The organism is Micromonospora sp. CB01531 (genome assembly GCF_001905095.1).
In the GTDB taxonomy this organism is placed as follows: domain Bacteria; phylum Actinomycetota; class Actinomycetes; order Mycobacteriales; family Micromonosporaceae; genus Micromonospora.
The window spans coordinates 377,083-401,710 of record NZ_LWLS01000001.1; the positions used below are offsets into that span (position 1 = coordinate 377,083).

At 73.2% G+C, this 24,628-nt stretch carries 22 protein-coding genes; 17 read left to right on the plus strand and 5 right to left on the minus strand.

The annotated features are described in order from the left end of the window. Nucleotides 1–5 precede the first annotated feature (5 nt). The 3 genes from A6A27_RS01785 to A6A27_RS01795 all read left to right on the plus strand — a co-directional run bounded on the left by A6A27_RS01785 (nucleotide 6) and on the right by A6A27_RS01795 (nucleotide 3,902). Nucleotides 6–1,463 (plus strand): phosphatidate cytidylyltransferase, encoded by a 1,458-nt coding sequence (locus A6A27_RS01785; RefSeq protein WP_073832541.1) that lies wholly within the window; start codon nucleotides 6–8, stop codon nucleotides 1,461–1,463. Between the two features lie 104 nt (nucleotides 1,464–1,567). Continuing rightward, nucleotides 1,568–2,716 (plus strand): 23S rRNA (adenine(2503)-C(2))-methyltransferase RlmN, encoded by a 1,149-nt coding sequence (gene rlmN, locus A6A27_RS01790; RefSeq protein ID WP_073832542.1) that lies wholly within the window; start codon nucleotides 1,568–1,570, stop codon nucleotides 2,714–2,716. A gap of 31 nt (nucleotides 2,717–2,747) precedes the next feature. Continuing rightward, complete coding sequence (locus A6A27_RS01795; protein ID WP_073832543.1) at nucleotides 2,748–3,902, plus strand: DivIVA domain-containing protein; 1,155 nt, start codon at nucleotides 2,748–2,750, stop codon at nucleotides 3,900–3,902. A 73-nt stretch (nucleotides 3,903–3,975) separates the two neighbouring features. Here A6A27_RS01795 and A6A27_RS01800 read toward each other — a convergent pair whose 3' ends face one another. Next, nucleotides 3,976–4,200 carry a DUF2631 domain-containing protein gene (locus A6A27_RS01800; RefSeq protein ID WP_073832544.1) on the minus strand — a complete coding sequence of 75 codons (225 nt, stop codon included), beginning with the start codon at nucleotides 4,198–4,200 and terminating at the stop codon, nucleotides 3,976–3,978. An 89-nt stretch (nucleotides 4,201–4,289) separates the two neighbouring features. Here A6A27_RS01800 and A6A27_RS01805 point away from each other — a divergent pair, with 89 nt between their 5' ends. Beyond that, nucleotides 4,290–4,514: a hypothetical protein gene (locus tag A6A27_RS01805; RefSeq protein ID WP_073832545.1), complete on the plus strand. Its 225-nt coding sequence runs from the start codon at nucleotides 4,290–4,292 to the stop codon at nucleotides 4,512–4,514. Between the two features lie 22 nt (nucleotides 4,515–4,536). Further along, nucleotides 4,537–6,117, plus strand: a complete 1,581-nt coding sequence (locus tag A6A27_RS01810) for a Rieske 2Fe-2S domain-containing protein (RefSeq protein ID WP_073832546.1) — start codon at nucleotides 4,537–4,539, stop codon at nucleotides 6,115–6,117. 50 nt (nucleotides 6,118–6,167) lie between these two features. On the opposite strand, the gene A6A27_RS01815 is transcribed toward A6A27_RS01810, so the two are convergent. Further along, nucleotides 6,168–7,772 (minus strand): phytoene desaturase family protein, encoded by a 1,605-nt coding sequence (locus A6A27_RS01815; protein ID WP_073832547.1) that lies wholly within the window; start codon nucleotides 7,770–7,772, stop codon nucleotides 6,168–6,170. 91 nt (nucleotides 7,773–7,863) lie between these two features. Further along, entirely contained in the window at nucleotides 7,864–8,601 is a 738-nt protein-coding gene (locus A6A27_RS01820) for a TetR/AcrR family transcriptional regulator (RefSeq protein WP_158073929.1), read from the minus strand. 107 nt (nucleotides 8,602–8,708) lie between these two features. Between A6A27_RS01820 and A6A27_RS01825 the strand changes: the two genes are divergently transcribed. The 6 genes from A6A27_RS01825 (at nucleotide 8,709) to ispG (ending at nucleotide 16,080) form a co-directional block, all read left to right on the plus strand. Then, nucleotides 8,709–10,868: an MMPL family transporter gene (locus A6A27_RS01825; protein WP_073832549.1), complete on the plus strand. Its 2,160-nt coding sequence runs from the start codon at nucleotides 8,709–8,711 to the stop codon at nucleotides 10,866–10,868. Nucleotides 10,869–10,998: 130 nt separating this feature from the next. Next, on the plus strand, nucleotides 10,999–11,544 hold the full coding sequence (locus A6A27_RS01830) for a GNAT family N-acetyltransferase (RefSeq protein ID WP_073832550.1): 546 nt from the start codon (nucleotides 10,999–11,001) through the stop codon (nucleotides 11,542–11,544). 159 nt (nucleotides 11,545–11,703) lie between these two features. Beyond that, nucleotides 11,704–12,396, plus strand: coding sequence for a Uma2 family endonuclease (locus tag A6A27_RS01835; protein WP_073832551.1), 693 nt, complete (start codon nucleotides 11,704–11,706; stop codon nucleotides 12,394–12,396). Nucleotides 12,397–12,439: 43 nt separating this feature from the next. After that, on the plus strand, nucleotides 12,440–13,651 hold the full coding sequence (dxr, locus tag A6A27_RS01840) for a 1-deoxy-D-xylulose-5-phosphate reductoisomerase (protein WP_073832552.1): 1,212 nt from the start codon (nucleotides 12,440–12,442) through the stop codon (nucleotides 13,649–13,651). Further along, nucleotides 13,651–14,898 carry a M50 family metallopeptidase gene (locus A6A27_RS01845; RefSeq protein ID WP_073832553.1) on the plus strand — a complete coding sequence of 416 codons (1,248 nt, stop codon included), beginning with the start codon at nucleotides 13,651–13,653 and terminating at the stop codon, nucleotides 14,896–14,898. The genes dxr and A6A27_RS01845 overlap by 1 nt, the downstream gene beginning before the upstream one ends. Before the next feature lie 9 nt (nucleotides 14,899–14,907). Then, nucleotides 14,908–16,080 (plus strand): flavodoxin-dependent (E)-4-hydroxy-3-methylbut-2-enyl-diphosphate synthase, encoded by a 1,173-nt coding sequence (ispG, locus tag A6A27_RS01850; RefSeq protein WP_073832554.1) that lies wholly within the window; start codon nucleotides 14,908–14,910, stop codon nucleotides 16,078–16,080. 74 nt (nucleotides 16,081–16,154) lie between these two features. Here ispG and A6A27_RS01855 read toward each other — a convergent pair whose 3' ends face one another. After that, nucleotides 16,155–16,841, minus strand: a complete 687-nt coding sequence (locus tag A6A27_RS01855) for a winged helix-turn-helix transcriptional regulator (protein ID WP_073832712.1) — start codon at nucleotides 16,839–16,841, stop codon at nucleotides 16,155–16,157. Between the two features lie 128 nt (nucleotides 16,842–16,969). Between A6A27_RS01855 and A6A27_RS01860 the strand changes: the two genes are divergently transcribed. After that, nucleotides 16,970–17,791 (plus strand): class I SAM-dependent methyltransferase, encoded by an 822-nt coding sequence (locus A6A27_RS01860; RefSeq protein ID WP_073832555.1) that lies wholly within the window; start codon nucleotides 16,970–16,972, stop codon nucleotides 17,789–17,791. Nucleotides 17,792–17,814: 23 nt separating this feature from the next. Here A6A27_RS01860 and A6A27_RS01865 read toward each other — a convergent pair whose 3' ends face one another. Then, complete coding sequence (locus tag A6A27_RS01865; protein WP_073832556.1) at nucleotides 17,815–18,399, minus strand: PadR family transcriptional regulator; 585 nt, start codon at nucleotides 18,397–18,399, stop codon at nucleotides 17,815–17,817. 121 nt (nucleotides 18,400–18,520) lie between these two features. On the opposite strand from A6A27_RS01865, the gene A6A27_RS01870 reads away from it, so the two are divergent. The 5 genes from A6A27_RS01870 to A6A27_RS01890 all read left to right on the plus strand — a co-directional run bounded on the left by A6A27_RS01870 (nucleotide 18,521) and on the right by A6A27_RS01890 (nucleotide 24,593). Continuing rightward, nucleotides 18,521–19,747, plus strand: coding sequence for an MFS transporter (locus A6A27_RS01870; protein WP_073832557.1), 1,227 nt, complete (start codon nucleotides 18,521–18,523; stop codon nucleotides 19,745–19,747). Between the two features lie 295 nt (nucleotides 19,748–20,042). Then, entirely contained in the window at nucleotides 20,043–20,882 is an 840-nt protein-coding gene (locus A6A27_RS01875; RefSeq protein WP_073832558.1) for a GNAT family N-acetyltransferase, read from the plus strand. 152 nt (nucleotides 20,883–21,034) lie between these two features. Continuing rightward, entirely contained in the window at nucleotides 21,035–21,763 is a 729-nt protein-coding gene (locus A6A27_RS01880) for an ATP-binding cassette domain-containing protein (protein WP_073832559.1), read from the plus strand. Continuing rightward, entirely contained in the window at nucleotides 21,760–23,910 is a 2,151-nt protein-coding gene (locus A6A27_RS01885; RefSeq protein ID WP_073832560.1) for a YhgE/Pip domain-containing protein, read from the plus strand. Before A6A27_RS01880 ends, A6A27_RS01885 begins: the two co-directional genes overlap by 4 nt. 89 nt (nucleotides 23,911–23,999) lie before the next feature. Then, on the plus strand, nucleotides 24,000–24,593 hold the full coding sequence (locus A6A27_RS01890; RefSeq protein WP_073832561.1) for a TetR/AcrR family transcriptional regulator: 594 nt from the start codon (nucleotides 24,000–24,002) through the stop codon (nucleotides 24,591–24,593). Nucleotides 24,594–24,628: the final 35 nt, after the last annotated feature.

The window sequence follows — 24,628 nt, forward strand, 5'->3', positions numbered from 1 at the left end:
ACGTGATGTCCCACTCCGACCCCTACAGCGCCGCCGAGCCGCGCGGCTGGGACCGGCCGGCCGCGCTGCCGTGGCCGGAGGCTGACGTCGAGCCGGGGCCGTGGCGACGGCCCGGCGCCCCCGAGGCGTACGCGGAGCCGCACGGTCGGCCCCGCCCCGCCGCCGGCCCGTACGCCCGTCCGGGCGACGGGTACGACGCGCCGCCCGGCCGCCGGCCGTACGACGAGCGCCCGGGCCCGGACCGCGACGAGCGCGGCTACCGGGACGATCAGCGCTACCGCGACGGGCAGGAGTGGCGCGGCGGGGGCCGGGGCTACCGCGAGCCCGGCCCGGAGGATCCCCGGTACCGGGACGCGGGCCCGCGAAGCCACGGCGAGGACGATCCCGGCGACGGTGACCCGCACGACCGGGGCTACGGCGGCCCCCGGGGTGGACACCCCGGCGTGCCGCACGACGAGTACCCCACTGCCCAGATCGTCCCGGTATCCGACGACGACTCGACCGCCCAATTCGCCCCGGTACGCGACGAACCGACCACCCACCTCGCAGGCGGGGACGGGCCGGAGTCGGAGTCGCCGGCCGGCCGGCGCCCGCGCGGCCGCCGGCGGGCCAGCGCGGACCGGCCCCCGACCGCCCAGCCGTCATCGGGCCGGGCCGGGCGTAACCTGCCGGCCGCGATCGCCGTCGGGTTGGCTCTCGGCGCGGCGATCGTGGTGCCGCTCTTCTTCTACCTGCCGGCGTTCCTCGCCGTGATCACCGCGGCGGTCGGGATCGGCATCTGGGAGATGGCCCGGGCGGTGCGCCGCAGCGGGGCGCACCCGCCGCTGGTGCCGTTGATCGCCGGTGGCGTGATCACCGTCGGGCTGGCCTGGTTCGCCGGCCCGGACGCGCTGAGTCTCGGGCTGCTGGTCACCGTGCTGGGCACGATGATCTGGCGGTTGGGTGACGGCCCCGGCAACTATCAGCGGGACCTGACCGCGGCCACTCTGATCGCGGTGTACGTGCCGTTCCTCGGCGGCTTCGCCGCGATGCTGGCGGCCGCCCCCGGTGACGGGCACCTGCGGGTGCTGGTCACCCTGGTCGCCGTGGTGCTCTCCGACACCGGCGGGTACGCCGCCGGGGTCGCCTTCGGCAAGCACCCGATGGCCCCGACGATCAGCCCGAAGAAGTCCTGGGAGGGCTTCGGCGGCTCGGTGACGGCGGCTGCGGCCGGTAGTGCCCTGCTGCTCTGGCTGCTCCTCGACGTGGCGCCCTGGTGGGGTGCGCTGTTCGGGGTGGCGATCTCCGGCGCGGCGGTCCTCGGTGACCTCGCCGAGTCGATGATCAAGCGGGATCTCGGGGTCAAGGACATGAGCAACCTGCTCCCCGGGCACGGCGGGCTGATGGACCGGCTCGACTCGATCCTGTTCGCGGTACCGACGGCCTACCTGCTGCTGGCGATCTTCGTACCGGTGGTGGGCTGAGGGATGAATCACGTGGGTGGGTGCGCATCCGCCAGCCGGTCGGGGTCGATTCGGCCCCTACGGACGGGTGCGCCCCGCTCCGCGCGTGTCAGACTGGACGCGCCATGACGAGTCTCCCCCTGATCTCCGTAGACCCCGACGCCCGCGGCCGCCGACCGGCGATGCCGCCCCGCCACCTCGCCGACCTGGACCTGCCGGGCCGGCAGGCGCTCGTCGCCGAGCTGGGGGAGCCGACGTTCCGTGCCAAGCAGGTCTCGAACCACTACTTCGGCCGCCTGGTCCGCGACCCCGCGCAGATGACCGACCTGCCGGCGGCCACCCGGGAGCGGCTGGCCACCACGCTGCTGCCCACGCTGCTCACCCCGGTCCGCGAGCTGGCCTGCGACGACGGCGCGACGCGCAAGGCGCTCTGGCGGCTGCACGACGGTTCGCTGGTGGAGAGCGTGCTGATGGGCTACCCGGACCGGGTCACCGTCTGCATCTCCAGCCAGGCCGGCTGCGGCATGGCCTGTCCGTTCTGCGCCACCGGCCAGGCCGGGCTGACCCGAAACCTCTCCACCGCCGAGATCGTCGACCAGGCGGTCTACCTCGCCGGGGTGGCCGCCTCGGGGGCGGTGGCCGGCTCGCCGCCACGCCTGTCGCACGTCGTCTTCATGGGCATGGGCGAGCCACTGGCCAACTACTCCCGTGTGGTGGCGGCGATCCGCCGGCTGGTGTCGCCGGCCCCGGAGGGGCTCGGCCTGTCCCAGCGGCACATCACCGTTTCCACGGTCGGGCTGGTCCCGGCCATCCGCCGACTGGCCAGCGAAGACCTCGCGGTGACTCTTGCGTTGTCGCTGCACGCCCCCGATGATGAGCTGCGCGACGAACTCGTCCCGGTCAACCAGCGCTGGAAGGTGTCCGAGGTGCTGGACGCGGCGTGGGAATACGCAGCTACGACGGGGCGTCGCGTGTCGATCGAGTACGCGATGATCAAGGACGTGAACGACCAGCCGTGGCGAGCCGATCTGCTCGGGCGGCTACTGGCCGGCAAGCTGGCCCACGTGAACCTCATCCCACTCAACCCGACTCCGGGCAGCCGTTGGGACGCCAGCCCGAAGCCGGTCGAGCGGGAGTTCGTCCGGCGGTTGCGCGAAGCCGGGGTGTCGACCACGGTGCGGGACACCCGAGGGCGCGAGATCGACGGTGCGTGTGGGCAGCTCGCCGCCGCCGAGGACAGGGACACCGACCCACCGCGCAAGGCAACGGTGTGACCGGGCGTAGCGAACGAGACCAGGAGACATAGTGGCGAGTCAGGGTCAGCGTTTCCGGCGTAAGGCGCTCCGCCGGGGATACAAGGTTGACGAGGTGGACGCCTTCCTGGACCGGGTAGAGGCGACGCTCGCCGGTCAGCCGGTCGGCGCGCCCGTGGCCTCCCAGGAGGTCCACGACGTCGTCTTCCGGGTCCGGTTCAACGGCTACGACGAGTGGCAGGTCGACCTGCACCTCGACCGGGTGGAGCGGCAGCTGGCCGAGCTGGAGGAACGCGGCGGCGTTCCGGGCGGGCGTGGCGGTGACCCCCGGATGAGCGACCGGCTGGGCCCGCCGATGCGCGACGACCGGGGCCTGTCCCCGGCGCCGCAGCCGCCGCCCCGGCCGATGTCCGCGCAGCCCGGCCCGCCCGACCGCTACGGCAGCCGCTACGACGAGCCGGCCGGCGTCGGCCGCTACGACGATCCCACCGGCGCCGGCCGCTACGACGATCCCACCGGCGGCGGTCGCTACGACGAGCCCACCGGCGCCTTCGCCGGTGGCTACGACGGCCCGCGCGGGTACGACGCGCCGCGTGGCCCGGCCGGCCCGGGGCCGATGGGTCCCAACGCCCCGATGGGGCACGGCGGCCCGCCCTCCCGCGGCCTGCCCCCGGGCCCCGGCGGCTACGGCCCGGACGAGCGGTTCGACGGTTTCGAGGCCGGCCGGCGCGGTCGCCCCGACATGACCGCCGAGATCCGGATGCCCGACCGGGACCCGCGTGACCCGCGTGGCCGTGGCCCGGCCGGCCCGCCGCACCTGCCTCAGCAGGGCTTCGGGGGTGGCCCGGGCATGTCCGGCCCGCCGATGGCCGGTCCGCCCGTCGCGGGGCCGCCGATGGCCGGTCCGCCTGTCGCGGGGCCGCCGATGGTCGGCCCGCCGATGGCTGGCCCGCCCGGCAGCGATCTCTACCGGGTGGATCAGATCCGGCGCAGCTTCCAGGTCCGCCGTTTCGGCAGCGGGTACGACCCGGATCAGGTCGACCGGTTCTTCGACAGCCTGCTCGGCGGCATGCAGGGACGCAACCCGATGCCGGTGAACCCGAACGACCTGGACACCCTGCGCTTCGGGCTGGTGCCGGGCGGCTACTTCGAGGCCGAGGTCGACGCCGCTCTCAAAGACGTGCAGGACATCCTGCTCGGCCGCTGATCCGCAGACGACGAGGGCCCGCCCCGGTTTGGGGGCGGGCCCTCGGGCGTACCGGTCGAGCGCGAGCGCCGGATCAGGAGCGCAGGCCGTTGCGGCGCAGCACCGCGTCGCCGAGCACGATGGCCAGCAGCAGCGCGGCGATCCCGAGCAGCCAGATGTCCTCGACCTTGCCCTCGTGGTTGCCGCAGAGCGCCATGATCACCAACACCACCGCCGACAGCACCGCCCCGATCCGTCCGGACTTGCGGTGTCCGGGCTTGTGCTGATCTGGCGCGGTTACCGGCTCGCTTCCTGCCACTGTCGGTCCTTCCCTCGCGATCGGATCTCCGGTTAGTCTGGCACGCCCCGTGTCGCGCCCGGCGCAGGGTCCGGCCTGATGGGGGAAGGGTGACCCGCGAGGACGATCGGGAGCTGCTCAAGGCGGCGTACGAGGCGTGGGGCGCGGAGGACTGGGCGGTCGCCGGCGGAGCCGGCGCGCCGGAGCTGGACGGGATCGGTGCGGGGCTGAGGCACCCGGGCCGGTGGACCTGCCCGTACCAGGGCGGAAGGGCACTACCGGCGTCGCGGGTCGGGGACCACACTGCCTCCGGTAGCGTCGGGACGTACGTCTGATTGCCTTTCGAGGGGGACTGCGGTGCGAGTGACCGGTACGGGACATGCCAGCATGCGGATCGACACGGCCGCGGGCAGCATCCTGTGCGACCCGTGGGTCAATCCCGCCTATTTCGCCTCCTGGTTCCCTTTCCCCGACAATTCGCAGCTCGACTGGGAGTCCCTCGGCCAGGTCGACTACCTCTACGTCTCGCACCTGCACCGGGACCACTTCGACGCGAAGCACCTGCGCGACCACATCTCGAAGGACGTCACTGTCCTGCTGCCCGAGTTCCCCACCTCCGAGATGGAGGACGAGCTGCGGGAACTGGGCTTCACCAAGTTCCTCAAGGCGCCGAACGAGCAGGTCGTCGAGCTGCCCGGCGGCCTGAAGATCATGATCCAGGCGCTCACCAGCCCGACCGACGGCCCGATCGGTGACTCGTCGCTCTGGGTCGAGTACAACGGTGTCCGGCTGCTCAACCAGAACGACGCCCGCCCGGCCGACCTGAGCGTCTTCGCCGAGCTGGGCCACGTGCACGCGCACCTGCTGCAGTTCTCCGGCGCGATCTGGTACCCGATGGTCTACGAGCTGCCGCAGGCCGCGAAGACCGCGTTCGGCAAGCAGAAGCGGGATCGGCAGTTCGACCGCACCTGGCGCTACATCGACGACCTGAAGGCCGACCACGTCTTCCCGATCGCCGGCCCGCCCTGCTTCCTCGACGACACGCTGTGGCAGTTCAACGACATCTTCGACGACGAGGGCAACATCTTCCCCGACCAGTCGGTCTTCCTGGAGGAGTACGCCAAGGTCGGCGGCACCAACGGCATCGTGCTGCTGCCGGGCAGCGTCGCGGAGATCACCACCGAGGGCGCGAGCACCACGCACCCGGTGCCGGTGGCCGAGTTCTTCGCCAACAAGGTGGCCCACCTGGAGGAGATGCGGGAGCGCAAGCGCCCGATCATCGAGGCCGAGAAGCAGTCCTGGCGGCACCCGGAGCTTGACGTGCTCGGCGAGATGAAGCGCCGGATCGAGCCGCTGCTGGACGAGTCGATCTACCTGGCCAAGGGCGTCGGCGGGCCGGTCCGCTTCGACCTGGTCGGCTACGACGGAGAAAGCGTCGAGTCGATCGTGGTGGACTTCCCGGGCAAGGAGGTCCGGCCGTACGCGGACGAGAAGGTCCGTTACCGGTTCCGTACCGAGCGGGCGCTGATCGAGCACCTGCTGCACATCGGCGAGGTGGACTGGGTCAACTCGCTCTTCCTGTCCTGCCGCTTCTCGGCGGCCCGGATCGGCCAGTACAACGAGTTCGTCTACGCGTTCTTCAAGTGCCTGTCCGAGGAGCGCCTCCAGTACGCGGAGGGCTGGTACGACGAGCACGAGCGGGCTGTCGACGCGGAGGACATCACGCTGGACGGCTGGGTGGTCCAGCGGCGCTGCCCGCACCTCAAGGCGGACCTGAGCCGGTTCGGCGTCGTCGACGGTGACCAGCTCACCTGCCAGCTGCACGGCTGGCGGTTCGACCTGGCCAGCGGCCGCTGCCTGACCAGTGTCGGCCACAAGATCCGCGCGCACCGCGCCGACGCAGACACCCCGGCCCCGGCCGGCGAGGCGATCAGCTGATCCCCGCCCGGCGTTGAGCAGGGGCCTTCCGTAGCAGGCCCCTGCTCACCTCAGCGGCCCAGGTCGGCGAGGATGCGCTGGGCGGCGTTGTGGCCGGCCGCGCCGATCACGCTGCCGGCCGGGTGGCAACCGGCGCTGCCCGCGTACACCCCGTCGACGCCGGTGGCGTACGGCATCCGGTCGGTGAACGAGACGGTGTTGTCGACGTGGTGGATGTGGCCGCCGGTGATGCCGAAGTGCGCCTCGATGCCGGGCGGGGGCAGCGGCACCGCATCGGCGATCAGGTCGCCGGTGCCGGGGGCGTACCGCTCGCAGATCGCCACCAGCTTGTCGACGTAGCCGGGCAGCGCCTCGTCCCAGCTGGTGCCGGAAAGCTCGTACGGGACCGACTGCACGAACAGCGCCGAGGAGTGGTGCCCAGCGTCGTCGGCCAGCGACGGGTCGACCGTGGTGTGCAGGTACCACTCGATGGTCGGCTCCTCCGGCAGCCGCCCGGCCTGCACGTCCGCCCACATGGCGCGCAGCGCGGCCATCGGCGACTCACCGCCCTGCCCGACCAGCGACGACGAGCCGGGCAGCAGGTGGATGGTGGAGCCGAACGGGCTGGGCGCGTCCGCCGGCAGGCAGGAGAACCGGGGCAGGCCGCGCAGCGCCAGGTTGAGCTTGAGCGTGGTGCCGGGACGGCGGACCGCCGCCATCCGCTCGGCCAGCGGCGCCGGGAGCGCGCCGTCGGGCAGCAGCTCCATCAACCGGTACGGGTCACAGGCCCCGAGCACCACCGAGGCGGCCACCTCCCGCCCGTCGGCGAGCACCACGCCGGACGCCGCGCCGCCGGCCAGGGTGATCCCCGTGACGGGCGTACCGGTCAGGATGCGGGCGCCGGCGACGCGGGCGGCCTCGGCGAAGGTCCGGGAGACCGTGCCCATGCCGCCCTGGGCGATCATCCAGGTGCCGCCCGAGCCGGGCAGCCGGCACATGTTGTGCACCAGGAAGTTGTGCCCGGTGCCGGGGTCGTCCGGGCCGGCGTTGAGGCCGGAGAGGCCGTCGGTGACCGCGTACATGCTGACCAGCAGCTCGGAGCGGAAGTCGAAGCGGGCCAGGTAGTCGGCGACCGAGCCGCGGACCAGGTCCGCGAAGACCTGCCGGAGCGCCGGGCGGACGTACCGCTCGGCGGTCTCCACCACCGGCAGCGGCTCGGCCAGCCAGGCCGGCGCCAGGTCCTCGCGGAGCTGGGCCAGCTCGGCCTGGAGCGCGTCGTCGGCGGCCGCGTCGGCGGGGGAGAACATCTCCGCGAGCTGCCGCCGGCTCGCCACGGCGTCGCTGCCGAAGAGCAGGTACGGCGCGCCGAGCCCGCCCGGGGTGGGCAGGAAGTAGTGCGGGTCGCGGCGCAGCACCGGGATGCTCACGTCGAGCGTGGCGAGCAGTTCCGGCGGCATCAACCCGAGCAGGTACGAGCCGGTGGAGTGGCGCAGGCCGGGCACCTTCGGGAAGGGGCTCTCGGTCCGGGTCGCCCCGCCGATCACCTCGGCCGCCTCCAGCACCAGCACGTCGAGGCCCGCGCGGGCCAGCAGGATCGCCGAGACCAGACCGTTGTGCCCGGAGCCGACCACGACGACGTCGGCGCGGGACGGCAGCTCACTCCGTTGCTCGCTCATGCCGCCACCTCGCTCCGCTCGGCGACGGCATGAGGCTCCATTGCACTGTGCCGGATGATTCGCTCGCTGCGCTCGCTCATGTCCGGGCAGCCTAGTGGCGCGCGCCTCCCTCGGGGAGGGCGTCGCCGGGTTCGGCCGGGCGGAACTGGAGGAGCTGGCTGATCAGCTCGGTCTCGAAGAGCGCCTCCGGCTCGTCGACCGCCCAGCCGAGGTGGCCGAAGACCTCCATGGCGACCAGGCCGTAGAGGCGGGTCCAGGCGGAGAGGAAGGTGTACGCGATCTCGATCGGCAGAGGGCCGTGGCTGGTCGCCAGCGGGGCGAGGTGCCCGCCGAGCCGTTCCTGGAGCAGCTCCGCCGGTGGGGTCGGCAGCCGGCTGCCCCGGGTGAGTTCCACGAACGGGGTGAGGAAGACCGCCCCGAGGCGCGCCCCAGGGTGGTCGGGGTTGTCGCACTGGTCGGCGAACTCGATCACCCCGGGGACCGGGTTGCCGAAGATCAGGGTGAATTCGGCGGGGTGGCCGACGGCCCACCGCCGCAGCGCCCGGCACATCTCGAGGAGCTGGCCGGCCGGGTCCGGGCCGGACCCGTCCCGGGCCGCCTCGACCTCCTGGCGCAGCTCGTCGTAGAGGTCGCCGGCGAGCCCGGCGACCAGCGCCTCCAGGCTGGGGAAGTACCGGTAGATCGCCGGGGCGGTCATGCCCATGTCCCGGGCGATCGCCCGCAGCGAGACCGCCTCGATCCCGCCGGTCACCAGCAGTCGCCGTGCCCCGTCCTTGATCTCGGACAGGGTCGCCGTGCGCAGGCGTTCCCGCCGGGTGGGTGCGGTCATCCGTCGACCCCCTTGACCCGGAGCGAACGCCGTTGACATAGTAAACGGCGTTCACTCAAATGATTCATGCTTACCTACGACCTTAACGGTCGGTGAGGAGGAAGGCGATGTTCGCCTGGTGGGGGCGAGTGGTGGTACGCGTCCGGTGGGCGGTGCTGGCCGCCGCCGTGGCACTCGTGGCGCTCGGCTCCACCTGGGGCGCCGGGGTCTTCGGCGAACTGACCGGGGGTGGGTTCGAGGACCCGGCCAGCGAGACCAGCCGCACCGCCGCGCGGATCACCAGCGAACTGGGCCGGCAGGGCGCCGACGTGGTCGTGCTCTGGTCCAGCGACACCGCCACGGTCGACCAGTCGGCGTTCCGCGATCCGGTCACCGCCACCGTGGCCGGGCTGCGCGGCCGGTCCGAGGTGACCAGCGTGACCACCTGGTACGACAGCCCGGCCCCGGCGCTGGTCGCCACCGACCGGCGGGCCACCTACGCGCTCGTCCGGCTCACCGGCGCGGACGACGACGCGCGGGCCGCGCAGTTCGAGGCGCTGCGCCCCGCGCTGGACGCCCCCGGGCTGCGCACCGAGGTCGGCGGCGCGGTCGCCTTCCAGCACTACGCCAACACGCAGACCACCGAGGACATCACCCGCGCCGAGACGCTGTCCCTGCCGGTGCTGCTGGTGCTCCTCGTGCTGATCTTCGGCGGACTGGTCGCCGCCACCACCCCGCTGCTCATCGGCGGGCTCGCCATCCTGGGCGCCTTCGTCGCGGTACGCCTGGTGAACCTGTTCACCGACGTGTCGATCTTCGCGATCAACATCATCACGTTGATCGGCCTCGGCATGGCCGTCGACTACGCCCTCTTCGTGGTCAGCCGGTTCCGCGAGGAACTCGCCGCCCGGCACGACACCAGCGAGGCGATCCGCCGCACCATGGCCACCGCCGGCCGGACCGTGCTGGTCTCCGGGCTCACCGTCGCCCTGGCCCTGGCCAGCCTGCTGATCTTCCCGCAGGCCTTCCTCCGCTCGATGGGGCTCGGTGGCGTGGCCGCCGTCCTGGTCGCCATGCTGGCCGCGTTGACCGTGCTGCCGGCCCTGCTCGCGGTGCTCGGCCACCGGATCGACGCGGTGCGCGTACCCCTGCCGAGGTGGCGCGGGGCGCGTCGGGCCGGGCCGGCGGAGGCCGGCGCGGGCGGCGCCTGGGCCCGGATCGCGCGGAGCGTGATGCGCCGCCCGGTGCGCTACCTGGTCGGGGTCGCGCTGGTGCTCGTCGTGCTGGCCACGCCGTTCCTGCGGATCACCTTCGGCGGCTTCGACGAGCGGGTGCTGCCGGCGGACGCCGCGCCCCGGGTGGTCTCCGAACGGATCGCCGCCGAGTTCCCCGGCGGCCAGGTCGCCCCGATCGACGTGCTGGTCTCCGGTGCGCCGGCCGAGGTGGCGCGCGGCTTCGCCGACCGGATCGCGGCGGTGCCGGGGGTGACCGGGGTGCAGGTCGCCGCCCAGCGTGGGGAGAGCACGCTGCTCTCGGTGAGCTACCCCGGCGAACCGACCGGCGACACCGCGCAGCGGGTGGTCCGCGACCTGCGCGACCTGCCCGGCCCGGCCGGGGCCGAGGTGCTGGTCGGTGGGCGGCCCGGCGCCGATCGGGACCTGCTCGACAGCCTCGGTGACCGGCTGCCCTGGATGGCACTGCTGATGGCCGCCGCCACGCTGGTGCTGCTCTTCCTCGCCTTCGGCTCGGTGGTGCTGCCGGTCAAGGCGGTGCTGATGAACCTGCTCTCGATCGGCGCGTCGTTCGGCGTGGTGGTCTGGATCTTCCAGGACGGCCACCTGGCCGGCCTGCTCGGCTTCACCCCGACCGGCTTCATCGAGCCGAGCAACCCGATCCTCATGCTCGCGGTGCTCTTCGGGCTGGCCACCGACTACGAGGTGTTCCTGCTCTCCCGGGTCCGGGAGGAGTGGGACCGCACCGGCGACAACACCGCAGCGGTTGCCGGCGGCCTCCAGCGCACCGGGCGGATCATCACCGCCGCCGCGCTGCTGCTGATCATCGTGGTGGCCGGCTTCACCACCGGTGGCATGTCGTACATCAAGCTCATCGGGGTCGGCATGATCGTCGCGATCGTCGTCGACGCGACCCTGGTCCGGGCGCTGCTGGTGCCGGCGACCATGCGCCTGCTCGGCCGCTGGAACTGGTGGGCCCCCGGCCCGCTGGCCCGGGTCCACCGCCGCTACGGCATCCGCGAGTCCGAGCCAGCCCCTCCCGTCCCGGCCCCCTGACCACGCCCGCTAGACCGGCGCTCGCTGATCAAGGAGTTTGCGTCGCGTGAGAAACAGCGGCCTTCCCGACGCAAACTCCTTGATCAACTCGGGGGCGACGTACGGGGCGGGGGACGGGCTACGATGCCTCGTGATGATCGCCTCGACCGAGCGGCTGGTGGTCCGCGACTGGACCGACGCGCCCGACGACCTGGCCCGGATCTATGACATCTACTCGCGGGACGAGGTGATGCGCTGGCTGGGCGGGGGCAAGGGGCGGATGACCGACCCGGCCGAGGCGGCGGAGCGGGTACGCGCCTGGCGGGACCGGTACGACCCGTACGCCGGCCGGTGGGGCCTCTGGGCCATCGAGCCGCGCGACGCGGGCCGGGCGGCCGGCAGCGTCCTTTTGAAGCCGCTGCCCGGGCGGGACGGGGTCACGCCGACCGACGACATCGAGGTCGGCTGGCACCTGCACCCCGACTCGCAGGGCCACGGCTACGCCACCGAGGCGGCCCGGGCCGTGCTGGACCGCGAGTTCGCCACCGGCACCCGGCAGGTCTACGCGGTGGTGATGGCGGGCAACGAGCCGTCGATGGCGGTGGCCCGGCGGCTCGGCATGACCTACCTCGGCATCCGCACCGACTGGTACGGCGGCGTCGACCTGGAGACCTTCGTGCTGCGCGCTGGTTCGTAGCCGTTCGGTGCAGATCAACAGGTGGGTACCGGGCCTGCTGGTGGACCGCTCGGCGGGAACCGAGGCTTGCCGACGCACAGGTTGTGCGATCCGGCTGGGCTCGGGGCGGCGCGACTAGGGTGGTGGGTAGCACGATGTTCCGCTGAGGGGGTGAGTCCGGTGGCCCAGGCCGCTTACGCGCCGGAACCGGCGCCGCAGCGCGGTGAGCCGTCGTTCGACGTGCTGCGCTGGCACGACGAGCCGTGGACCGCCCAGCTCGCCCTTGAGCTGTTGCCGGAGACCAACGGTCCCAAGGTCGAGGTCCTGAGCGGAAGCGTGATTGTGACACCACATGCGGGAATCGACCACCAGTCGGTCGAGCGGGAGCTGCCCTACCTGCTGCACCGGGCCGCCCGTCGAGCCGGGCTCTGGGTCTATCCCGAGATCAACCTGGTCTCGGGCAAGGACCTGTTCATCCCGGACATCGCGGTGCTCCGGACCTCCGGAGGCGGCCGATCCGCCGTCGACATCCGACAGGCGGTGCTGCTCGGTGAGATCGTGTCGCCGGGCAACCGGCGCAAGGACGTGATCGACCGCCCCCGCGAGTACGCCGTCGCCGGGGTGCCATTCTTCCTCCGGGTCGACCTGCGTAACCGGGTTCCCGCGATGGCGCTCTACGAGCTGATCGACGGGGAGTACCGCCCGCTCGCCGCCGCGGCGGCCGGCAGCACCTTCGTCATGAAGCAGCCGTTCGAGTTCTCCGTCGACCCGGCCGACCTCCTCGACGAGGAGGCGCCGATCGAGGACGACGACGAGTCCCTGGTCGAGGGCGGCGATGAATCCCCGGTCGAGGGACCGGACGGCGGAAACTGAGGCTCCCAGCGGGCGCTCAGCGACGCTGGGGAAGAATGGGCGGGTGAGTTCTCTCCGCGAACTTGTCCTGCTCGGCTCGACCGGCTCGATCGGTACCCAGGCCATCGACATCATCCGGCGCAACCCGGACCGGTTCCGGGTGGTCGCGCTCGGCGCCGGTGGCGGCAACGTGGACCTGCTCGCCGCGCAGGCCCTAGAGCTGGGCGTCGAGGTGGTCGGCGTGGCGAAGGCGTCCGCCGCCCAGGACCTCCAGCTCGCCTTCTATTCAGAGGCGAGCCGGCGTGGCTGGGCCACCGGCGACTTCAAGCTGCCCAAGATCGTGGCCGGGCCGGATGCGATGACCGAGCTGGCCGGGTGGCCGTGCGACGTGGTGCTCAACGGGGTGGTCGGCTCGCTCGGGCTGGCGCCGACCCTGGCCGCGCTGCGCGCCGGGCGTACCCTCGCGCTGGCCAACAAGGAGTCGCTGGTGGCCGGCGGCCCCCTGGTGAAGGCCGCGGTGCGGCGGCCGGGGCAGATCGTCCCGGTGGACTCGGAGCACTCTGCGCTGGCGCAGTGCCTGCGCGTCGGCACCCGGGGCGAGGTACGCCGGCTCGTGGTGACCGCCAGCGGCGGGCCGTTCCGGGGCCGGCGGCGGGACGAGCTCACCGAGGTCACGCCGGAGCAGGCCCTGGCCCACCCGACCTGGAACATGGGCCCGGTGGTCACGATCAACTCCGCCACGATGGTCAACAAGGCTCTTGAGGTGATCGAGGCGCACGAGCTGTTCGACGTGCCGTACGCCGACATCGAGGTGATGGTCCACCCCCAGTCGGTGATCCACTCGATGGTCGAGTTCACCGACGGCTCCACCCTCGCCCAGGCCAGCCCGCCGGACATGCGGCTGCCCATCGCGCTCGGCCTCGGCTGGCCCGACCGGGTGCCCGAGGCCGCCGCCGCGGTCGACTGGACCAGGGCGCACAGCTGGGAGTTCTTCCCCCTCGACGACGCGGCCTTCCCGGCGGTCGCCCTGGCGAAGGCGGCCGGGGAGGCCGGGCGCTGCCGCCCGGCGATCTACAACGCGGCGAACGAGGAGTGCGTGGCGGCGTTCGTCGCCGGGCGGCTGCCGTTCCTCGGCATCGTCGACACCCTCCAGCGTGTGCTGGAGGACGCTCCGGAATTCGGCGAACCGGGTACCGTCGAGGACGTGCTCGCCGCCGAGTCGTGGGCACGGGGGTACGCCCAGAAGATCATCTTCGGGTCGGTGGAAGGAGCTTGATGGCAAACCTGCTCGGGGTGGTGCTCTTCGCCGTGTTCATCCTCGTCTCGGTGAGCCTGCACGAGGCGGGGCACATGCTCACCGCCAAGGCGTTCGGGATGAAGGTCACCCGATACTTCGTGGGCTTCGGCCCGACGCTGTGGTCGTTCCGGCGGGGCGAGACCGAGTACGGCATCAAGGGCATCCCGCTCGGCGGCTTCTGCAAGATCGTCGGGATGACCCCGCAGGACGACGACGTCGAGCCGGCCGACCAGCCGCGTGCCATGTGGCGGTACCCGGTCTGGAAGCGGACGATCGTGATGTCCGCCGGCTCCATCACCCACTTCGCCCTGGCCCTGGGCGCGCTCTGGGTCATGGCGATCTCTGTCGGCCTGCCCAACCCCAAGGCCCCGACGACCGAGGCAGGCTTCAAGGCCGAGCCGGCGGTCATCGCCCTGGCCCCGTGCGTGGTGGTGGAGAACGCCAACCGTGCCTGCCAGGCCGGAGACCCGGCCAGCCCGGCCGCGAAGGCCCAGCTCAAGGACGGCGACCGGATCACCGCGGTCAACGGCAAGCCGGTCTCCACCTGGGGCGACATGCTCGACGTGGTCCGCGCCACCAAGCCGGGCACGGCCACCGTCGACTACGTCCGTGACGGGCAGCCGGCCACCGCCACCGTCGATCTCGCGGCCGTGCAGCGCCCGCCGTTGGCCGATCCGAAGGGTGCCGCCTCGTCGGTCGCCGCGCTCGGCGTCGGGCTCCGGCCCACCACGCCGGCCCGGATCGAGTACGGCCCGGTCGCCGCGATCGGCGCCACGGCCGACTTCACCGGCACCATGGCCGTGCAGACCGCGCACGCCATGCAGCGGATCCCGCAGAAGGTGCCTGCCCTGTGGAACGCGATCACCGGCGGCGAGCGGGACATGGACACCCCGATCAGCGTGGTCGGCGCCAGCCGGCTCGGTGGCGAGTTCGTGGCGAACGACGCCTGGTACGGGTTCTTCATGCTCTTCGTCTCGCTGAACTTCTTCATCGGGGTGTTCAACCTGCTGCCGCTGCTCCCGCTGGACGGCGGGCACATCGCGATCGCCTGGTTCGAGCGGGTCCGGTCCTGGCTCTACGCACGCCTGCGTCGCCCGGACCCGGGTCGCGTCGACTACCTCAAGCTCATGCCCATCACGTACGCGGTGATCCTCATCGGTGGCGCGTTCACGCTGCTGACCGTCACCGCGGACGTCATCAACCCGATCACGCTCTTCTCAAGGTGAGTGCCTGAAGTGACCGCTGTCAGTCTCGGTATGCCGCCCGTACCGCCGCCGCCGCTCGCCCCGCGCCGGGCCAGCCGCCAGATCATGGTCGGCTCGGTGCCGGTCGGTGGGGGCGCACCGGTCTCGGTGCAGTCGATGACCACCACCCTGACCGCCGACGTCAACGCGACGCTGCAGCAGATCGCCGAGCTCACCGCGTCCGGCTGCCAGATCGTCCGGGTCGCCGTGCCGTCGCAGGACGACGTGGAGGCGCTGCCGGCGATCGCGAAGAAGTCGCAGATCCCGGTGATCGCCGACATCCACTTTCAGCCGAAGTACGTGTTCGCCGCGATCGACGCGGGCTGCGCGGCGGTCCGGGTGAACCCGGGCAACATCCGGCAGTTCGACGACAAGGTCAAGGAGATCGCCAAGGCCGCCGGCGACGCGGGCGTGCCGATCCGGATCGGCGTGAACGCCGGCTCGCTGGACAAGCGGCTGCTGGCCAAGTACGGCAAGGCCACCGCCGAGGCGCTGGTCGAGTCGGCGCTCTGGGAGTGCTCGCTCTTCGAGGAGCACGGCTTCCGGGACATCAAGATCTCGGTCAAGCACAACGACCCGGTGGTGATGATCCGCGCGTACCGGCAGCTCGCCGAGAAGTGCGACTACCCGCTGCACCTGGGTGTCACCGAGGCCGGCCCGGCGTTCCAGGGCACCATCAAGTCGGCGGTCGCCTTCGGCGCGCTGCTGGCCGAGGGGATCGGCGACACCATCCGGGTCTCCCTCTCCGCCCCGCCGGTCGAGGAGATCAAGGTCGGCAGCGCGATCCTGGAGTCGCTGGGCCTGCGCGAGCGGGGCCTGGAGATCGTCTCCTGCCCGTCCTGCGGTCGGGCCCAGGTGGACGTCTACAAGCTGGCCGAGGAGGTCACCGCCGGCCTGGAGGGGCTTCCGGTGCCGCTGCGTGTCGCCGTCATGGGCTGCGTGGTGAACGGTCCGGGCGAGGCCCGGGAGGCCGACCTCGGCGTCGCCTCCGGCAACGGCAAGGGTCAGATCTTCGTGAAGGGCCAGGTCATCAAGACCGTCCCGGAGGGGCAGATCGTGGAGACCCTGATCGAGGAGGCGCTCCGGCTCGCCGCCGAGATGGGCGCCGAGATCCCCGAGGAGCTCCGCGACCTGGTTCCCGGAGCCACCGTCACCGTGCACTGAGCGCGGATCCGCCACGACGTGCGGCTGCCCCCGCCCGGGGGCAGCCGCACGTGTCGTTTCCGCTGGTCCGGGGATCAGGCCCGCACCGTCGGTCTGGGCACGGCGGCGAACTCGGAGAGGGTGAACCACCGGGGCAGGGCCCGGCGGAGCGCCTCCGGGCCGGCCACCTGCACCGCGCCGCCGCGCAGCGCCTCCGGCCAGCTCAGGTCGCCGAGCCAGACCTGTACCAGGCCACGCAGGCTCGCGCGCACCGTCACGGAGACCTCGTGGCCCGGGTCCACGTCGCAGACGTCGGCCTCGCCGGCGGTGATGACGAGCCACCAGTCCCGCAGGTCGGCCGGCACGTCGTGGAAGCGGAACTGGACGACGGTCCGCCCGTCCGGGACGGCGCCGTGGTCGACGTGGCGGTGCATGTCCCACAGCAGCAGCTTCGGGTCCAGGTCCGCGTCACCCAGCTCACCGATCCAGCGGACGCCCCACGCGCCGAGCGCCTCGAGCACCGGCCGCAGCTCCCGCCCCGCCTGGGTCGGGACGTACCGCACGTCGGGGCCCTCGACGTGCCGCTCCACGACGCCGGCGCGGACGAGCTGGTGCAGTCGCCGGGACAGCAGGCTGGGCGACATCCGGGGCAGGCCGCGGCGCAGCTCGTTGAACCGCTCGGACCCGCTCACCAGCTCTCGGATCACGAGCAGCGTCCACCGCTCGTCGAGCAGCTCCATGGCCTTCGCGACGGGGCAGAACTGGTGGTAGGAGGCCCCCATGGCCGGCACGCTACGCCGGTGCCGCCGGCCCGACCAGGAACCTGTCGGGACCGGTACACATCTCGTACTAGGTTGCCGGTTGCCCGCTGCCTACCGTCCGTGGTGAAGGACGAGGCAGAGGAGCAGTGATGATCGAGTCGATGGAGCGGGATCGGGCCGTGAAGGCCGGGCACCGCCAGATGTGGGCGCTCGGCAGCTACGCCACCGTCGCCGCGGAGGTCATCCCGGAGCTGGGGGCGACCCTGGTCCAGGCGGCCGGCGTCGGCCCCGGCGACCGGGTGCTGGACGTCGCCGCCGGGACCGGCAACGCGGCCATTCCGGCAGCCCTGGCCGGGGCCGACGTGGTCGCCAGTGATCTGACGCCGGAGCTGCTGGAGATCGGGCGGGCGCTCGCCGCGGCGCGTGGCGCCGAGCTGACCTGGCAGCAGGCCGACGCCGAGGCGCTCCCGTATGCCGACGGCGAGTTCGACCGGGTCCTGTCCTGCGTGGGCGTGATGTTCGCGCCCCGGCACCAGGCCAGCGCCGACGAACTGGTCCGGGTCTGTCGCCCGGGTGGCACGATCGGCCTGGTCAACTGGACGCCCGAGGGGTTCATCGGGCAGATGTTCGCCACCATGAAGCCGTACGCCCCACCGCCACCGCCGGGCGCGCAGCCCCCGCCGCTGTGGGGGAGCGAGGACCACGTCCGCGCGCTGCTCGGGGACCGGGTCACCGACGTCGTCACCCGCCGTCAGGCGGTCACGGTGGACCGGTTCGCCGGCCCGGAGGCGTTCCGGGACTTCTTCAAGTCCCACTACGGACCGACGATCGCGGTCTACCGGGCGATCGCCGGCGACCCCGACCGGGTCGCCGGCCTCGATCAGGCCCTCGCCGACCTGGCACGGCGGCACGTCGAGGCCGGGGTGATGCGGTGGGAGTACCTGCTGGTCACCGCGCGCCGGCGCGGCTGACCGGACTCCGGCGCCGGCCGTGCTCACTCGGATTCGGCGAGGATGGCGTACAGCTTGCGGCGGGTCTCGTCGAGCACCTGCGCGGCGCGTTCCCGCTGGTCGTCGGTGCCGGTCATCATCACCTGGCGCAGCGCGTGCATCGCCTGCGCGCCGGCGTCGCGGATGTCGTGCCAGCTGTTGACGGTCGTCTCGGCGAACTCCGCCCAGGGCGGGGTCTGGGCCGCGGTGGCCGCCTCCTCCCGCCCCTGCTCGGTGAGGGCGAACCGCTTCCGGCCGCCGTCGGAGTCGGCGGCGGCGGTGATCACACCCTCGTCCTCCAGCAGCTGCAGGGTGGGGTAGATCGAGCCGGGGCTGGGCCGCCAGGCGCCGCCGGTCCTGGAGTCGATCTCCTGGATCATCTCGTAGCCGTGCATCGGCCGCTCGGTGAGCAGGGCCAGCACGGCGCCGCGCACGTTGGGCCGGCGGCCCCGTCCGCGGCCGCGTCCACCTCGGCCATGCCCGTGGCCGTGCGGTCCGGGCGGGAACGGGGGACCGGGGGGTACGGGCGGGAAGCCGAAGCCGCGCATCCGCATCTCGTGCATGGCGTGCATCCGTCGGTGGAAACCCATCGGGCTCTCCTTCTGTCGTCGTATCACTGATGCGTCGACGATATATCGGCAATGCATCGCCGACAAGGCGTTTCGATGGTGAGATGCCAAACCGTACGTACGTCTTGTTAAGCTGCCCGACGTGCGCCTGCTTCCCGAACCGGGTCCGGCCCGGACGCTCGCCCTCTCCACGCTGGTCAACACCGTCGGCCGGGGCACCTGGCTGACCGCCAGTGCCCTCTTCCTGACCCGTTCGGTCGGGCTCACGGTGGCCCAGGTCGGCGTCGGCCTCACCATCACGGCGCTGGTGAGCCTGGTCGCCAGCACCCCGATGGGTTACCTGGCCGACCGGCTCGGCCCGCGCGGCCTTCAGATCGCCGCGCTGCTCGCCTCCGCCGGGTTCACCGCCGCTCTGGTGGCCGTCCGCTCCTTCGCCGGCTTCCTGGTGGTTGGGGTGCTGATGGCGGTCGCCGACTCGGCCACCCGGGGCGCCCGGGGTGCGCTGATTGCCGGCGCCGTGCCCCCGGACCAGCGGGTGCGCACCCGGGCCTACCTGCGCGCGGTCACCAACGTCGGGATCTCGGTCGGCACGGTGCTGGCCGGCGTCGCCCTGGCCGCCGACACCCGGACCGCGTACGTGTCGCTGATCCTGCTCGACTGCGCCACGTACCTGGTGGCCGCCGCGGTGCTGCTCCGACTGTCACCCGTGCCGCCGGTGCCGGCGCCGGCGCACGGGCCACGGCTGATCGCCCTGCGGGACCGCCCGTTCCTCGCCTTCACCGTGCTCGACGGGCTGATGTCGATGCACTTCGGCCTGATCAACATCGCCCTGCCGCTGTGGATCGCCGGGCACACCAGCGCCCCGCGCTGGCTCATCTCGGCATGCCTGCTGGTCAACACCGTGGTCGTGGTGCTCTTCCAGGTCCGCGCCTCGCGCGGTACCGAGGAGCTGACCGGCGCCGGCCGGGCCGCCCGGCGCGGCGGCGCGGTCATCGCGGTCGCCTGCGCGCTCTTCGCGGCCAGTGGTGGCGTACCCACCACGGTCGCCGTGCCGCTGCTGCTCGGCGGGGCGCTGGTGCACGTGGTGGGCGAGTTGTGGCACGCCGCGGCCGGCTGGGGCATCTCGTTCGGTCTCGCCCCGGCGCACGCGCAGGGCCAGTACCAGGGCGCGTACGGGATGGGCATGCAGCTCGGCTCGATGGTGGCGCCGGTGGTGGTGACCACCCTGGCCGTCGGCTGGGGCGTACCGGGCTGGTTGCTGCTCGGCGGCCTGTTCCTGCTGCTCGGCGTGCTGGTGCCGCCGGTGGTGGCCTGGGCCGGGCGGACCCGGCCGGTCGAGCCGGCGGCCGCGCCGGTCCCGGTCGGGTGAGCCGGCGGTCGGGGTCGGCCGGCGGCCGCGCCGGTCCGGGTTGGCCTGAGCCGGTCGCGGCACCGCTCCCGCTGGGCTGAGCCGGTTGCCGCACCGCTGCCGCTTGGCTGAGCCGCCGCTCGGTTTTCCGCCCCTCGGCCGAACCAGCGGCCGGCTGCGCCGCAGGTCACCGGGGCGGCAGCTCGCCGGGGCGCCGGTCGGCTGAGTCGCCGCTCGGCGATCGGGGTCCGGACATACCGTCGCGGTCCGCAGGTCAGCCCGCGCGCGCCGGGGTGCATCTGGCAGGCTGGTATCCGTGCTGACGGTGCCGGTACGCCAACTGGGGGAGTCGGAGCGCCGCGCGGTCGAGCGGCTGCTGGACCTCGACCCCTATGCCGGCGCGCAGGTCGCCGAGCGGGTGGCGGCCCGCGGGCTGGCCTGGTGGCGGGCCGAGGGGCGGATCCTGGGCTACGGCTCCCGCCGCCACCTGGAGTCGATCTGCTGGCTGGGTGGCAACCTGACGCCGGTGCTCGCCACGGTGCCGGCGGTGGCGGCCTTCGCCGACCAGTTGAGCACCGAGGAACGGCTCTGCTCCTCGATCGTCGGGCGCGCCGACGCGGTGCTCGGGCTCTGGGATCGCCTCTCCGCGTACTGGGGGCCGGCCCGGGACGTACGCCCGAACCAGCCGCTGCTGGCCACGGACGCCCTGCCCGCGGTGGCGGCCGACCCGGAGGTGCGCCGGGTGCGCAGCGGTGAGGTCGATCGGCTCTTCCCGGCAGCCGTGGCGATGTACACCGAGGAGGTCGGTGTCTCGCCGCTGGCCGAGGACGGCGGGCGCGGCTACCGGCGGCGGGTGGCCGACCTGGTCCGCGCGGGCCGCGCCTATGCCCGGTTCGCGGACGGCAAGGTGATCTTCAAGGCCGAGTTGGCCGTGGTCACCAGGCGGACCGCCCAGGTGCAGGGGGTCTGGGTGGCGCCGGAGTGGCGGGGCCGGGGGATCGCCACGGCGGCCATGGCGGCGGTGGTACGGGACGCGCTGATCCGGGTCGCCCCGACGGTCAGCCTCTACGTCAACGACTTCAACCTGCCCGCCCGGCGGGTCTACGAGCGCTGCGGCTTCCGCCCGGTGGGCACCCTCGCCACCGTCCTCTTCTGAGGGGTCCTTTCCCCGCCTGCGGCACGGCGGCCGGCTGCTGACTGCGGCATGGCCGGGATCACGCCGCTCCGAATTGCGCCGAACCGGACAGCCGGCGTTATGCTGGGCATGTTTTTGCACTGACCAGTCAGTTTAGATTTCAGGACGGGACGATGAAGATCGTCGAGGCCGGCGGGCTCGGGCTGCGGACCCGCCGCGGCGGCTGGGTGTACCGGGACGTGGACCTCACCGCCGAGGCGGGCGAGCTGCACGCGGTGACCGGGCCGCCGGGCAGCGGGCGTACCTCCCTGCTGCTCACCCTGGCCGGGCGCTTCCCGCGCACCGACGGGGAACTGCGCCGCCGGGGGCCAGCGGCGCTCGGGCAGGTCATCGGCGTGCACGAAGCCGACCCGACGCTGACCGTGGCCGAGCACATCCAGGAGCGGCTGCTGCTGCTCGGGCCGGTGCCGCGCCGCCGCCGGCAACTCGTCCCGGTTGCCGCCGTGCGGGCCCGCCGGGCGTACCGCCGGGACGCCTTCGCCGCCGCGATCGCCGGCGCCGGCTTCACCGACGCTCCGCTCGACCCCGACCGGTACGGCCGGGACCTCACCCCCGTCGAGCGTCAGGTGCTCGGGCTGGTGCTGGCCAGCCTCAGCGGCCCGAGCCTGATCGTCGCCGACGACGTGGACGCCGGCTCCGACGCCCCCGAGCGGGAGTGGATCTGGGCCGCCCTGGCCCGCCTCGCCGACCAGGGGTACGCGGTGATCGCCAGCGCTCGGGCCGTCGAGCCGGGCGCTACCGCGATCGTGCACCGGATCGGCGACCCGTCCCTCCCCACCCCCGCCCTGGTCGCGCCGCGCGTCGCGGCCGACGGGGACCAGACCGCCGAGGTGAAGGCATGAGTGTCGGTCGACTCGCGCTCTTCGAGTTGCGCCGGATGACCCGGGGCCGGCTGCGGCGCGCCGCGCTCGCCGCCCTCACCGTCATCCCGCTGCTCTACGGCGCCCTCTACCTCTACGCCTTCTGGGACCCGTACGGGAACCTCGACCGGATCCCGATCGCCCTGGTCAACGCCGACCGGCCGGCGAAGGCCGGCGACGGCAGCGAGGTGCACGCCGGGCGGGACCTCACCGACGAGCTGCTGGACCGGAAGGTCTTCGGCTGGACGGTGACCGACCAGGCCGACGCGACCGAGGGGCTGCGCGACGGGCGGTACCACCTGGTCTTCGCCATCCCCGCCGACTTCTCGGCCACCCTCGTCGCCGGTCCGGAACCGGACCAGCCGGCCCGCCGGGGCGAGCTGAAGGTGGTCAACGACGACGCCACCAACTACCTGTCCGGGCTGCTCGCCCGCTCCGCGTTCAGCGAGATCCGGGCCGCCGCCGCGGAGAGCACCGCGGCGTCGTACTTCGACCGGATGCTGATCGGCTTCACCGACGCCAAGGCCGAGACCGGTCGGGCCGCCGACGGGGCCGGCAAGCTCCACGACGGGCTCGGCGCCTCGCAGCAGGGGGCCGGACAGCTCGCCGACGGGCTGGGCACCGCCGAGGACGGCGCCGGGCAGCTCGCGGGTGGCCTCAACCAGTCCGTGCGGGGAGCGGAGCAGCTCGCCAGCGGCCTCGACCAGCTCTACACCGGCGCGGCACAGATCGCCGACGGCACCAACCGGGCGGCCACCGAGACCCGCGCCGCTGCGGCCAAGGTGGACGCCGCCGCCGACCGGTACGAGCCGCTGCTGCGCCGGAACGCCGCCGACATCCAGCGGGCCGCCAGCCTGGTCGCCGAGGGCGCGCAGGCGCTCGCCGACGGCCTCGACGCGCTCCCGGCCCGGGCCGACGAGGTGGTGAGCCAGGCCGAGCAGGTCCGCGACCGCCTCGACGCCGTGGTCAGGACGCACCCCGAGCTGGCCGACGACCCCGACCTCGTCGCCGCGCGGCGGGCCGCCGACAACGCCGTCACCGGGGCCCGCGCCATGACGTCCGCCCTCGACCGGACCGACCTCACGGCGCTCAAGCAGCAGATGACCGAGGTCGAGCAGACCGCTCGGGCGGTCGCCGCCGCGGCGCCGCACCTGGCCGACGACGTCGCCGCGGCTCGCGCCCAGGTCGACCAGCTCGCCAGCGGGCTCAACACCCTCGCCCAGGGCAGCGCCAAGCTCCGCGACGGGCTGGGCAGCGCCACGGACGGCGCCGACCAGCTCCGCGGCGGGCTCTACCGGCTCGCCACCGGCGCCCGGCAGCTCGACGGCGGCCTGGCCCAGCTCAGCAGCGGCAGCAACCGGCTCGCCGACGGGCTGACCAAGCTGGAGAGCGGCGCCGGCGACCTCGCCGACGGGCTCGCGGCCGGTGAGCGGAAGCTGCCCGGGTACCACGACGCGGACAGCCGCGCCGACATCCTCGGCGACCCGGTCGGCCTGCTCCGCACCGCGCACCACCCGGCCGGCTCGTACGGGGTGGGCTTCGCGCCGTACTTCCTGGCCCTGGCGCTCTGGGTCGGCGCGATGATCACGTACATGCTGCTGCGGCCGGTCAACCGGCGGCACGTGATGTCCGGGGCACCCGGCTGGCGGGTCGCCCTCGCCGGCTGGCTGCCCGCCGCGGCGGTCGGTCTGGCCCAGTCCGCCGTGCTGTTCACCGTGGTCACCCTGGTGCTCGGCCTCGACCCGCAGCACCGGATGGCGACGCTGGGCCTGCTCGCGCTGGCCTCGCTGGCGTTCACCGCGATCATGCAGCTGCTCGGCGTGGCGCTCGGCCCGGCCGGCCGGCTCGCCGCGCTGGCCCTGCTGATGCTGCAGCTCACCTCCTCCGGCGGCACCTACCCCGTGCAGACCTCGCCCGGCTTCTTCCAGGCGATCCACCCCTGGCTGCCGATGACGTACGTGGTGGCCGGGCTGCGGCACACCATCAACGGCGGCCCGGCCGGGCCGGTGGTCACCGGGGCGCTGGTGCTGGTCGCCTTCGGGGCGGGCGCGCTGGCGCTCACCGTCGGCGCGGCGCGCCGGTCCCGCCGGCTCACCCCGGCCAAGCTGCACCCCGAACTGGCCATGTGAGGATGCTCATGGGCCGTACGGCGGTGGTGCCCGGCCTCGGCGCGGGTCGCTCCGGCGGCCCGCACCGGACCGGTCGACGGGGAGGGCGAGTGACGGACGGACGGTCGCGCCGACGGGAGGACACCCGCCAGCGTCTCTACGTGGCGGCGGTGGAGCTCATCGCCGAGCAGGGCTTCTCCGCCACCACCGTGGACGACATCGCGGCCCGGGCCGGGGTGGCGAAGGGGACCGTCTACTACAACTTCGAGTCCAAGACCGTCCTCTTCGAGGAGTTGCTGCGACACGGCATCGGCCTGCTCACCGCCGACTTCCGCGCCGCGGTCGCCGGGCTGCCGCCCCGCGAGGCGCTCGCCGCGCTGGTCCGCGCCGAGCTGGAGTACATCCGCCGCTACCGGGCCTTCGCCCAGCTCCTGCTCTCCGAGATGTGGCGTACCAACCGCGAGTGGCAGCAGACCCTGCGGCTGCTGCGCGGCGAGGCCATCGAGGTGATCGCGGAGACCGTACGGGCCGGCGTGGCCAGCGGTGACCTCCCCGCCGACCTGGACGTGCGTACGGCCAGCTCGGCGCTGTTCGGCGTGGGTCTGGTGGTGGCCGTGGACTGGCTGGTCTTCCAGCCGGACCGGCCGATCGAGGACGTGCAGGAGGCGCTGCTCGGTATCGTCCGCCGGGTCGCCCAGACGTGAACCGCGCGTAAATGGTTTGAGCCGTCGCGGCCGGA

Coding starts and splice junctions, on each gene's coding strand:
- A6A27_RS01815 (WP_073832547.1), bottom strand. CDS start 7,772: ATGAGCGAGCAACGGAGTGAGCTGCCGTCCCGCGCCGACGTCGTCGTG.
- A6A27_RS01855 (WP_073832712.1), bottom strand. CDS start 16,841: ATGGGGGCCTCCTACCACCAGTTCTGCCCCGTCGCGAAGGCCATGGAG.
- A6A27_RS01865 (WP_073832556.1), bottom strand. CDS start 18,399: ATGGGTTTCCACCGACGGATGCACGCCATGCACGAGATGCGGATGCGC.
- rlmN (WP_073832542.1), top strand. CDS start 1,568: ATGACGAGTCTCCCCCTGATCTCCGTAGACCCCGACGCCCGCGGCCGC.
- A6A27_RS01845 (WP_073832553.1), top strand. CDS start 13,651: ATGGCAAACCTGCTCGGGGTGGTGCTCTTCGCCGTGTTCATCCTCGTC.
- A6A27_RS01785 (WP_073832541.1), top strand. CDS start 6: ATGTCCCACTCCGACCCCTACAGCGCCGCCGAGCCGCGCGGCTGGGAC.
- A6A27_RS01860 (WP_073832555.1), top strand. CDS start 16,970: ATGATCGAGTCGATGGAGCGGGATCGGGCCGTGAAGGCCGGGCACCGC.
- A6A27_RS01820 (WP_158073929.1), bottom strand. CDS start 8,601: ATGACCGCACCCACCCGGCGGGAACGCCTGCGCACGGCGACCCTGTCC.
- A6A27_RS01880 (WP_073832559.1), top strand. CDS start 21,035: ATGAAGATCGTCGAGGCCGGCGGGCTCGGGCTGCGGACCCGCCGCGGC.
- A6A27_RS01825 (WP_073832549.1), top strand. CDS start 8,709: ATGTTCGCCTGGTGGGGGCGAGTGGTGGTACGCGTCCGGTGGGCGGTG.
- A6A27_RS01885 (WP_073832560.1), top strand. CDS start 21,760: ATGAGTGTCGGTCGACTCGCGCTCTTCGAGTTGCGCCGGATGACCCGG.